Annotated in this window: 6 protein-coding genes; 5 read left to right on the forward strand and 1 reads right to left on the reverse strand. The window is 74.1% G+C overall.

What is annotated here, in order from left to right; translation table 11 throughout:
- A partial coding sequence (locus tag ACFU6K_RS22200) for a LacI family DNA-binding transcriptional regulator (RefSeq protein ID WP_380665563.1) occupies window positions 1-1,041 on the reverse strand: 1,041 nt, incomplete at its 3' end.
- A 151-nt stretch (window positions 1,042-1,192) separates the two neighbouring features.
- On the opposite strand from ACFU6K_RS22200, the gene ACFU6K_RS22205 reads away from it, so the two are divergent.
- The 5 genes from ACFU6K_RS22205 to ACFU6K_RS22225 all read left to right on the forward strand — a co-directional run bounded on the left by ACFU6K_RS22205 (window position 1,193) and on the right by ACFU6K_RS22225 (window position 8,374).
- Window positions 1,193-3,001 carry a glycoside hydrolase family 13 protein gene (locus ACFU6K_RS22205; RefSeq protein WP_380665565.1) on the forward strand — a complete coding sequence of 603 codons (1,809 nt, stop codon included), beginning with the start codon at window positions 1,193-1,195 and terminating at the stop codon, window positions 2,999-3,001.
- On the forward strand, window positions 2,998-4,356 hold the full coding sequence (locus tag ACFU6K_RS22210) for an alpha/beta hydrolase (protein WP_380665567.1): 1,359 nt from the start codon (window positions 2,998-3,000) through the stop codon (window positions 4,354-4,356). The genes ACFU6K_RS22205 and ACFU6K_RS22210 overlap by 4 nt, the downstream gene beginning before the upstream one ends.
- An 82-nt stretch (window positions 4,357-4,438) precedes the next feature.
- Window positions 4,439-5,737 (forward strand): extracellular solute-binding protein, encoded by a 1,299-nt coding sequence (locus ACFU6K_RS22215; RefSeq protein ID WP_380665569.1) that lies wholly within the window; start codon window positions 4,439-4,441, stop codon window positions 5,735-5,737.
- Window positions 5,738-5,858: 121 nt separating this feature from the next.
- On the forward strand, window positions 5,859-7,484 hold the full coding sequence (locus ACFU6K_RS22220; protein ID WP_380665571.1) for an ABC transporter permease subunit: 1,626 nt from the start codon (window positions 5,859-5,861) through the stop codon (window positions 7,482-7,484).
- Window positions 7,481-8,374, forward strand: coding sequence for a sugar ABC transporter permease (locus tag ACFU6K_RS22225; RefSeq protein WP_380665573.1), 894 nt, complete (start codon window positions 7,481-7,483; stop codon window positions 8,372-8,374). The genes ACFU6K_RS22220 and ACFU6K_RS22225 overlap by 4 nt, the downstream gene beginning before the upstream one ends.
- Window positions 8,375-8,405 lie beyond the last annotated feature (31 nt).

Raw genomic sequence — 8,405 nt, forward strand, 5'->3', positions numbered from 1 at the left:
GTGCCGCACCCGGCCGGTGGACTCGCGGGCGACCAGCTCCGGGGCGAACAGGTAGTCCCTGACCTGGCCGCCGTGCCCCTCCAGCTGGCTCCAGAGGGCCTCGGCGACGGCCGCGCCCATCTCCTGGATCGGCTGGCGCACGGTGGTCAGCGGCGGGTTGCTGTGGGCGGCCAGCTGGCAGTCGTCGTAGCCGACCACGGAGAGTTCGCCCGGCACCGGGCGGCCGGCCTCGCGGGCGGCCTGGGCGACGCCGAGGGCCATCAGGTCGCTGCCGGCGACGATCGCGGTGACGCCCGCGTCGAACAGCTGGCGGGCGGCCGCGGCGCCGCCGGCGATCGAGTAGGAGGACTCGGCGTACCAGTCTGCGGGGGCCTCCTCGCCGAGCAGTTCGCGCATCGCGCGCCGGTAGCCGTCCAGGCGGTTGATCGAGGGCCGCAGGTAGCCCTGGCCGCCGGCCAGTCCGATCCGCCGGTGGCCGAGTTCGCGCAGGTGGGCGACGGCGATCCGGGCGCCGAGCGCCTCGTCGGTGGCGACGGTGGGTACGGCCAGGCCCTCGACCCGGCCGCTGACCAGCACCATCGGGATGCCGCGTTCGTGCAGCAGCCGGTAGAAGCCGTGGTCGGCGTTGGGGTTGGCGTGCCGGCCGGAGACCAGGACCAGCCCGGAGACCCCCTTGCGCAGCAGGACGTCGATGTAGCCCAGCTCGGCGGTGCCCTGGCGGGTGGAGGTGCCGACCACGGCGGTCAGGCCGCGCTTGGCGAGCTGCACCTCGATCGCGGAGGCGAGCAGCGGGAAGACCGGGTTGTCGAGCTCGGGGACGACGATGCCGACCAGTGCGCCCTGGTGCGGGTCGTAGCCCTGGTCGGGCTGCCAGCCGAGTTCCCGCATGGCCTCGGCGACCTTGAGCCTGGTGTCCTCGGAGACGCCCGGCCGGTCGTTGATCACCCTGCTCACCGAGGCGGCGCTGACGCCTGCCCGGGCTGCGATGTCCCGTAGTGACGGGCCGCTCAATGTGGTCCTCCCGACTGGTCGAGCCTGCATCTTACAAATCCCCGGCCGTGAGTCAGCGAGGCTGTGAAACAACCTTAGCAACGTATTGCGCAACTGTTTCATCGCCGTTACGGTTCCCTCGTCGGCCCCGGTAAGCGGAACGCCGCCCTCCATTACCCTGTTCACCCGACCGAGGAGCTCCATGGACACGGCCCGCAGCCACCGCCTCGCCGCCCGCCACCAGCCGCACCACGACGGCTCCGCGCGCTACGTCGGCGACCTCGCGCCCCGGCTCGGCCAGGAGGTCGACCTGCTGGTCCGGGTGCCGGCCGGTCAGCCGGTCGAGCGGGTGTACCTGCGCTCCGTCCCCGACGGCGAACCGCACTTCGAGGCCGCAGTGCCCCATCGCACCGACGCCGACGCGACCTGGTGGCGGGCCCGCCTGACGATGGTCAACCCGGAGATGAACTACCGGTTCTGGCTGCACACCCCGGACGGCGGTCGCTGGCTCACCGCGGCCGGCCTCCACGACCACGACCTGCCGGACGCCACCGACTTCCGCCTCACCACCCACCCGGCCCCGCCCGCCTGGGCCTCCGACGCGGTCGTCTACCAGGTCTTCCCGGACCGCTACGCCCGCGGCGGCGACGCCCCGCTCGCCGCCTGGGCCCGCCCCGCCGACTGGGACACCCCGCTGCACACCGGCGACGCCGCCGCCCTCCAGCAGATGTACGGCGGCGACCTCTGGGGCGTGGTCCGCAGGATCGACCACATCCAGCGCCTCGGCGCCACCGTCATCTACCTCACCCCCTTCTTCGAGGGCCGCTCCAACCACCGCTACGACGCCGTCTCCTTCGACCGCGTCGACCCGGCGCTCGGCGGCGACGAGGCGCTGATCGCGCTCACCACCGAGGCCCACCGGCGCGGCATCAAGGTGATCGGCGACATCACCCTCAACCACTCCGGCAGCGACCACGAGTGGTTCCGCACCGCGCAGCGGGACCCGCGCGCCCCCGAGGCCGGCTTCTACTTCTTCGGCGAGGACGGACCCGAGGACTACGCCACCTTCCTCGGCGTGCGCACCCTGCCGACCTTCGACCACCGCTCGGCCGAACTGCGCCGCCGCCTCTACGAGGGCCCCGACTCGGTCGTCGCCAAGTACCTCAAGGCGCCGTTCCACCTGGACGGCTGGCGGGTCGACGTGGCCCAGATGGCCGGCCGGCGCGGCGAGGTCGAGCTCAACCGCCTGGTCGCCACCACCACCGCGGCCACCGTACGGGCCGCCAACCCCGACGCCGTGCTGCTCGCCGAGCACCAGCACGACGCCTCGCTCGCCCTGGGCGGCGACGGCTGGCAGGGCACCATGAGCTACGCGGGCTTCACCCGCCCGGTCTGGGCCTGGCTCGCCGAACGGCACGACCAGAAGGACTTCTGGGCGGTGCCCGGTCCGATCCCCGACTACGGCGGCGACCAACTGCGGGCCACCATGACGGCGTTCGGCGCCGCCCTGCCCTGGCGCAGCCGGGTGCACAACCTCACCCTGCTGGACTCCCACGACACCGCCCGGTTCCGCAGCTTCGCCGGCCCCGAGCGCCAACTGCTGGGCGCGGCCCTGCTGTTCACCCTGCCCGGCACCCCGATGGTGTTCTCCGGCGACGAGGTCGGGGTGGTGGGCGAGGGCCTGGAGGAGGGTCGCAAGCCGTTCCCCTGGGACGAGTCGGCCTGGGACCAGCACACCTACCGCACCTACCGCGAACTGATCCGGCTGCGCCGCAGCCACAGCGCGCTCGGCGGCGGCGGGCTGCGCTGGCTGCTCGCCGAGCGCGACGTCCTGCTGTTCGAGCGCGAGGACGACCGGGAGCGGATCCTGGTGCAGATCAGCCGGGCCGACCACCCGCCGGTGGCGGGGGAGTGGCACGCCACCCACCTGCTCGGCGGGCCGCAGCTCGTCCCCGGCCGCGACCTGCCCGCCGAGGGCCCGGCCGTGCACGTCTGGTCGGTGGCCCGATGAGCACCTCCACCGCGGGGGCCGCCGCCGTGCGCCGCGGCCGGATCGAACGCGTCCCGGGCTTCCGCTCCGAACGGCTCGGCAACGAACGGGACCTGCTGGTCCACCTGCCGCCCGGCTACGACGACGACCCGGACGCCGACTACCCGGTGCTCTACCTCCAGGACGGCCAGCAGGTCTTCGACCAGGGGCAGCGCCCCACCTGGGCGCTGGACCGGACGCTGGAGCGGCTCTACGCCGAGGGCCTGATCCCCGAGCTGATCGCGGTCGGCGTGCCCAACGCCGGCGCCGAGCGCGGCACCGAGTATTCGCACGTCGCCGAGTACTGGCGCACGCCCGGCACCCCGCTCAAGGGCCACCGCTACGAGGCCTTCCTGGCCGACGAGGTCAAGCCCTTCGTCGACTCAAGCTACCGGACCAGGACCGGGCCGGAGCACACCGCGGTGATGGGCTCCTCGATGGGCGGCCTGGTCGCCTACCACATGGCCTTCCGCCGCCCCGAGGTCTTCGGCCTGGCCGCCGTCCTCTCCCCGTTCCTCACCCACGTCGACCCGGCCGACCTCGGCGAGAAGGTGGTGTACGAGCGCTACCGCCGCCGCGGCCCGCGCCGGCTCTGGCTGGACATCGGCGGCCGGGAGGGCCTGATCATGGCCAGGCCGGCGCGGGAACTGGCGGTCCAGCTCCTCGACGAGGCCGGCTACACCAGCGGCGCCGACCTCCTCTACTACGAGGACCCGGTCGCACCCCACCACGAGGACGCCTGGCGCCCCCGCGCCCGGCACGCGCTGCTGCACCTGTTCGGCGCCCCCTCGCCGGTCGTCTCGCTCACCGCCGCCGCGCACCTGCGGCTCGCCCCCGGCGAGACCTGGAGCGCCGTCAACCCGGTCGCCGTCCGGGCCGACGGCGTGCGGTACACCGCGCTGGAGGCCGGCTACCGGGCGGAGCCGCCCGGGGTCGCCGCCGTCTCGCCGCACGGGCTGCTGCGCCCGCTCGCCGCCGGCCGCACCGAGGTGGCCGTCCGGGCGCACGGGCTGGAGGCCCGCACCGAGGTCGAGGTGGCGCCGGAGCTGCCGGCCCGTCCCGTCCTGGACGTCGTCGTCACCGTGCCGGACGGCACCCCGGACGACGCGCCGGTGATGTTCGGCCCGCTGCCCTGCCGCCCCGACGGCCCCGGGCGTTTCCGCGGCCGGATCGCCGTCCCGCGCGGCACCGGCTTCGACGGCGGCATCTCCCGCGGCTGGGGCCTGGACGCCGTCGACGAGGACGGCCTGCGGGTCATGCACCCGCTCACCGTCGACCGGGACACCCGCCTCGACCTCACCGTCGACCGCTGGCACCGCCCGGCGGACGGCATCTGACCCGCCCTCCCGGGGCCCGGCCCCACCCACCCCGGCCCCGGGCCGCGCCCCCACCCCCTCCCAGACGAAGGAGTCTCGGACGATGCGCTACCGCAGACACGCCGCCCTCGGCGTCCTCGCCCTGCTGGTCACGGCCTGCGGCGGCCCCTCGCCCGCCGGCACCCCGGCCGCGGGCCCGTCCGCCGCGAGCGGCGCCGCCCCGGGCGGGCCGATGACCGACGCGCCGATCCCGGCCGCGGAGGGCGACCTGGTGATCTGGGCGCAGACCCAGCAGGCCGCCGCCCTCCAGCCGCTCGCCGACCGGTTCGGCAAGGACCACGGGGTCAAGGTCACCGTCGTCCCGCAGTCCGTCAACACCCAGCAGGCCTACGTCTCGGCCACCAACGCCGGCAAGGGCCCGGACCTGGTGGTCGGAGCCTCCGACTGGCTGGGCAACCTGGTGCAGAACGGCGTCGTCGCGCCCGTCCCGCTCACCCAGGCGCAGAAGGCGCTGTTCCAGCCCGCCGCGCTGGAGGCCGTGAACCACGACGGCCGGCCGTACGGGCTGCCGTACGCGACCGAGAACCTGGTGCTGTTCCGCAACACCGAACTCGCCCCGGACGCGCCCGCCACCTTCGAGGACCTCGCCGCCACCGGGCAGGCCGCCGTCAAGGCCGGCCGGAGCGACGTCCCGCTCGCCCTGCCGATCGGCCAGCAGGGCAACGCGTACGCGCTCCAGCCGCTGTTCACCTCGGCCGGCGGCTACCTGTTCGGCACCAAGGCCGACGGCGGCTACGACACCGCCGACCTCGGCGTCGGCGGGCCCGGCTCGATCGCGGCCGGCGAGCTGTTCAAGCAGTACGGCGAGAAGGGCGGCGGGCTGTTCAACCGCTCGGTGGACACCAACGCCATCGCGCTGTTCACCGGGCGCAAGACGCCGTACCTGGTGGCCGGCCCCTGGGCGCTGGGCCAGCTCAAGCAGGCCGGGCTGCCCTACGCGATCTCGCCGGTGCCCGGCTGGGCGGGCCAGGGCCAGGCCCGCCCGTTCATCGGGGTGCAGGCCTTCTACCTCTCCGCCAAGGCCAGGAACCTGCCGCTGGCCCAGGAGTTCCTGCTGCACGAGATCGGCTCCGAGTCGGGCCAGCTGGCGCTCTACCAGGCCTCGCCGGAACCGCCCGCGCTGACCTCCGCACTCGCCAAGGCGTCCGCGACCGACCCCGACATCGGCTCCCTCGCGGCCGCCGGGGCGAACGGCCAGCCGCTGCCGACGATCCCCGCGATGAACGCGATCTGGGGGCCGCTCGGCCAGGCCGAGGCGAGCATCGTGGCGGGCGCCGACCCGGCCTCGACCATGAAGCAGGCCGGCGAGGCCATCCGCGCCGCCCTGGGCTCCGCGCGCTGAGCCGACGCGCCGGGCTCCGGCGCGTCCGCCCGGGCCCCGAGCCCCCCGCGTGCCGAGCCCGGCGCGCGCCGACACCCGGACGGCCACCACCTCCGGGCGCCCTTCGGACCAGGGACCACCCATGACCTCCCCCACCCTCCAGGCCGGCCGGCGCCCGGACGACGACCCCGCCGGCGCCCCGGACCGCCCGCCCCGCCCGCCCCGCCGGGCCACCCGCCGGTCGGGCACCCTCACCGCGCAGCTGGCGAAGATCGGCCTGCTGGCCGGCGTCGCCGCCCTCGCCCTCTACGCGGCGCCCCGGCTGTACGACGCCGGGCACTGGGCCGCGCTCGGCGTGCTGGCCGCGGCCGTCGGCGCGACGTTCTGGATCTACCTCTCGCCGCGCCGACTGCCCGCCAAGTACCTGCTGCCCGCGACCGCGCTGTTCCTCGCCTTCGTGGCCTACCCCGTGCTGTACATCGTCGCGGTCTCCTTCACCGACTACGGCGACGGCCACCTGCTCACCAAGGACCAGGCGGTCCACAGCCTCGTCGAGAACTCCGTCGAGCCCGTCCCCGGCAGCCCCTCGTACGCGCTCACCGTCGCCACCGCCACCGACGGCGGCCCGCTGGTGCTGCTGCTCACCGACCCGGACACCGGGCAGGTCTCGGCCGGCACCGCCCGGGGCCTCGCCCCCGCCCCCGCCGGGACCGTGGCCGGGCCGGACGGCCGGGTCACCGCCGCCCCCGGGCTGAAGCTGCTCACCTTCGGCCAGGTCAACGCCCGCTCCGCCGAGCTGACCGGGCTGCGGGTGCCGGCGGACGGCGCCTTCATCGTCAGCCAGGGCCTCTCGATGGCCACCGCGGCCCGGCCCACCCTGGTGCACGACCGGCAGGCCGACACCCTGACCGACAGCCGCGACCACACCGTCTACCACCCCCGGGACGGCCGGTACACCGCCGACGACGGCTCCGGGCGCACCCTGCCCACCGGCTGGCACCGCACCGTCGGCTTCGCCAACTTCACCGCCGTGCTCACCAGCCCCGCCATCCGCGGCCCCTTCCTCGGCGTCCTCGCCTGGACCTTCGGCTTCGCCGTGCTCTCCACCGGCGCGTCCTTCGCTCTCGGCCTCGGCCTCGCGCTCACCCTCAACCACCCGCGGCTGCGCGGGCAGCGGGTCTACCGCTCGCTGATGCTGCTGCCGTACGCGATGCCCGCGTTCATCGGCATCCTGATCTGGCAGAGCATGTACAACCGGGACTTCGGCCTGCTCAACCAGCTGCTGCACGCCCGGATCGACTGGCTCGGCGAAGCCTGGACCGCCCGGTTCGCGGTGGTGCTCACCAGCCTCTGGCTCGGCTTCCCCAACATGCTGCTGATCTGCACCGGCGTGCTGCAGGCGATGCCCGCCGAACTCAACGAGTCCGCCCGGATCGACGGCGCCGGGCCGTGGACGGCGTTCCGGGCGGTCACCTTCCCGCTGCTGCTGGTCGCCGCCGCGCCGGTGCTGATCTCGTCCTTCGCCTTCAACTTCAACAACTTCAACGCCATCCAACTGCTCACCGGCGGCGGGCCGTTCGACGGCGCGGGCGGCACGGCCGGCTCCACCGACATCCTGATCAGCTACACCTACCGGCTGGCCTTCGGCGGGCAGGGCGCCCAGTACGGCTTCGCCGCCGCGCTGTCCATCGTCATCTTCCTGCTGGTCGGGCTGATCACGCTGGTGGGCTTCCGCCGCACCCGTGCCCTTGAGGAGCTGAACGCATGACCGCCACGTCCGGTACCAGCAGTACTACCGGCACCGCCGTTGCGCGGTGGCTGCGCCGCTTCGGCTGGCGGCACCTGATCGCCGTGCTCGCCGTCTGCTTCGCGCTCTTCCCGCTGCTGTTCGTGCTCTCCGCGGCGCTCAACCCGCTCGGCACGCTCCAGTCGTCCACCCTGCTGCCCCGGCACGCCTCGCTCGCCAACTTCACCGCGCTCTTCACCGACGGGCAGTACCCGTTCGCCCGGTGGCTGGGGAACACCGCTCTCGTCTGCGGCACCTTCGCCGTGCTCAACGTCCTGCTCGGGGTGCTGGCCGCGTACGCCTTCTCGCGGTTCCGCTTCCGCGGCCGGCGGTTCGGGCTGATGGCGGTCTTCCTGGTGCAGATGTTCCCGCAGTTCCTCGCGGTGGTCTCGCTCTACCTGATGTTCGCGAAGATCGGCGACGTGCTGCCGGCGATCGGCCTGGACACCCCGTGGGGCCTGGTGCTGGTCTACCTCGGCGGCGCGATGGGGGTGAACACCTGGCTGATGAAGGGCTACCTGGACACCATCCCGCGCGAGATCGACGAGGCCGCCAAGGTGGACGGCGCCGGGCACGCGCAGATCTTCTTCCGGCTGATCCTCCCGCTCGCCGCGCCGATGCTGGTGGTGATCTCCATCCTGTCGCTGACCGCCGCGCTCAACGACGTGATCCTGGCGAACATCTTCCTGACCTCGAACGACTCCAAGACCGTCGCGGTCGGCCTCTACGGGATCATCTCCGGCCAACAGGACCAGAACTACGGCCTGTTCGCCGCCGGGGCACTGGTGACCTCGCTGCCGGTGATCGTGGCCTACCAGTTCCTCCAGCGCTACCTGGCCCAGGGGCTGACCGCGGGATCGGTCAAGGGCTGAGCGCGCGCACCCGCCGTCCGGTGAGGGGCGG

This window comes from Kitasatospora sp. NPDC057512 (assembly GCF_042802135.1).
Taxonomy (GTDB): Bacteria; Actinomycetota; Actinomycetes; order Streptomycetales; family Streptomycetaceae; genus Kitasatospora.

Excerpts from the sequence above, each read along its gene's own strand:
- ACFU6K_RS22205 (WP_380665565.1), top strand. The coding sequence starts at position 1,193 with ATGGACACGGCCCGCAGCCACCGCCTCGCCGCCCGCCACCAGCCGCAC.
- ACFU6K_RS22210 (WP_380665567.1), top strand. The coding sequence starts at position 2,998 with ATGAGCACCTCCACCGCGGGGGCCGCCGCCGTGCGCCGCGGCCGGATC.
- ACFU6K_RS22215 (WP_380665569.1), top strand. The coding sequence starts at position 4,439 with ATGCGCTACCGCAGACACGCCGCCCTCGGCGTCCTCGCCCTGCTGGTC.
- ACFU6K_RS22220 (WP_380665571.1), top strand. The coding sequence starts at position 5,859 with ATGACCTCCCCCACCCTCCAGGCCGGCCGGCGCCCGGACGACGACCCC.
- ACFU6K_RS22225 (WP_380665573.1), top strand. The coding sequence starts at position 7,481 with ATGACCGCCACGTCCGGTACCAGCAGTACTACCGGCACCGCCGTTGCG.